General features: G+C 59.7%; 1 protein-coding gene. It reads right to left on the reverse strand.

Annotation, left to right across the window (positions count from 1 at the left end; all coding sequences use genetic code 11):
- Positions 1 to 93 precede the first annotated feature (93 nt).
- Positions 94 to 1,314 (reverse strand): group II intron reverse transcriptase/maturase, encoded by a 1,221-nt coding sequence (gene ltrA / locus RIG82_03440; protein ID MEQ9459993.1) that lies wholly within the window; start codon positions 1,312 to 1,314, stop codon positions 94 to 96.
- Between the last annotated feature and the right edge of the window lie 579 nt (positions 1,315 to 1,893).

Below are 1,893 nucleotides of genomic sequence, written 5' to 3' on the forward strand. Positions count from 1 at the left end.
GATAGAGGTAAGGAAGACCGGTTGATTCCCGGTCTCCCTCCCCTCCGAACCGTGCGTGCGGTTCTCCCGCACACGGCTCTCCGGTTGGTGGTTTTACCTCTTTGAGGATTGACTGGCGACGCGATGGGCGGTGACCAGCGAGAACAGCCCAGCGGTCGCAAAGAAATCGTTGGGCCAGCGGTGATGATCAAGGCCTCGTCCACGACCCTTGCCACCATGGCGTTTGCGCAGAATCGAACGCAGACGCATCCGAATCCACCCATCCAGGGGCGTGAACGTGGAGCGATGGCTGTGTTGAAAATATTCAAACCAACCCACCAGCGTCTGGTTCACGTCGACGATGATGCATTGTAGGCTATGACCGTTGCTCCGCTTGGTCTTTGCGCGAATCGTGGCTTGAAGTTTCTGCAAGCTCTTCTTCCGCGGCCAGCGATGCTCGCCGTGAAAGTGATAGCCTAGAAACTCAAAACCTTCCGCTTCGGCGTCGACGATGCGGGTCTTCTCCGGGTGCAAGGTCAGGTCGGCGCGTGCCGTCCATTGTTGAACCAAGTTCAAAGCCTGCTCGGCGGTCGCCCGGTCGCGACACAAGATCACGAAATCGTCCGCGTAACGCACCATCTCGAATCCCGCTTGAGCCAGTAGTTGGTCTAGCGGATCGAGGTAGATGTTACTGAGCAACGGCGAGATCACCGCGCCCTGGGGACTGCCTCGGTCAGGAGTCCAGCGATCCATGCCGTCCATCACCCCTTGTTGCAAGAACACGGCAATCAGGTCCAGCACTTTCCGATCGCCGATCTTCGACGAGACGAGTTCCATCAAACGGTCGTGAGGGATCGTGTCGAAGTAGCCTTTCAGATCCGCATCCACCACGTATCGGTAGCCGCGCTTGATCAACGCATCGACGCAACGTAGCGCGTCTTTGCAGCCGCGACCAGGACGAAAGCCGTAACTCCCCTTGGCGAAGTCCCGCTCGAAAATCGGTTCGATCACATTACGCAACGCGGTCTGAACCACCCGGTCACGTACCGTCGGAATGCCCAGCGGCCGCTTCTCCTTCGACCCGAGTTTGTCGATCCAAACCCGGCGAACGTCGTGCGGCTGGTACCTTCCGTTGGCCAACGTCTTCGTCAGACGCTTCAGCCGCGGCACGAGACCTTTGGAAAAATCATCCATTGTGACGCGGTCGACTCCGGCCGCTCCCCGGTTCTGGGCCACTTTCGTGAACGACCAGAACAGGTTCGCTTCTTTGTAAACCTTGTCGATCAAGCTGTGCCAGCGTCCTCCTTTCACTCCCTGTTCGAGAGTCGTCAACATGCGGTCTGTCCAAACGCTCTGTTCGGTCCACGCCCAGCGGGTGCGGACTTCTCCGTCGGGTCTAGTCCGAGGGCGACGCGCCGCTTCGGACACTGCGTCCGGTCTGAGTTCAGATTGCCTGGTCATCGCACATCCACCTTCCTGGACCCCTTTGCTCGACCGGCATTACCCGGCGTCGACGCTCGTATGGGTCCTCTGACTCCTGCCCAGCCGGCTCTTCGGCGGCCCTTGGCCTGGATGGCTGTGGCCACATGAACACCGTCACAGTCACCGGACAGGTCTCCCTGCTTCACGTGTTTGGCCTTCAGAGCATTCCGTCCCCAACCACCTGACCGCCCCTGCCGTCGATTTCACACACAACCCCTCATCGCGACAGGCTTTCTGGACTTCGCCATTCCCTAGCAGGCTCGCCGGTCGGCCCGGCCGAAACGGGTTCGTCATCCTACGGACTGCTCGTTCACCTCCAGTTGCTCTCCACCCCCTTTCACAAGGACGCAGTTACTCTCGGTTACAGGCCGGAGTGTGCATGCCTGGCGAGGACTTCCACCTCGCAAACCAAACACGCCCGCAGGCGCACTA

The sequence above is a fragment of the Phycisphaeraceae bacterium genome, from assembly GCA_040222855.1.
Taxonomy (GTDB): domain Bacteria; phylum Planctomycetota; class Phycisphaerae; order Phycisphaerales; family Phycisphaeraceae; genus Mucisphaera.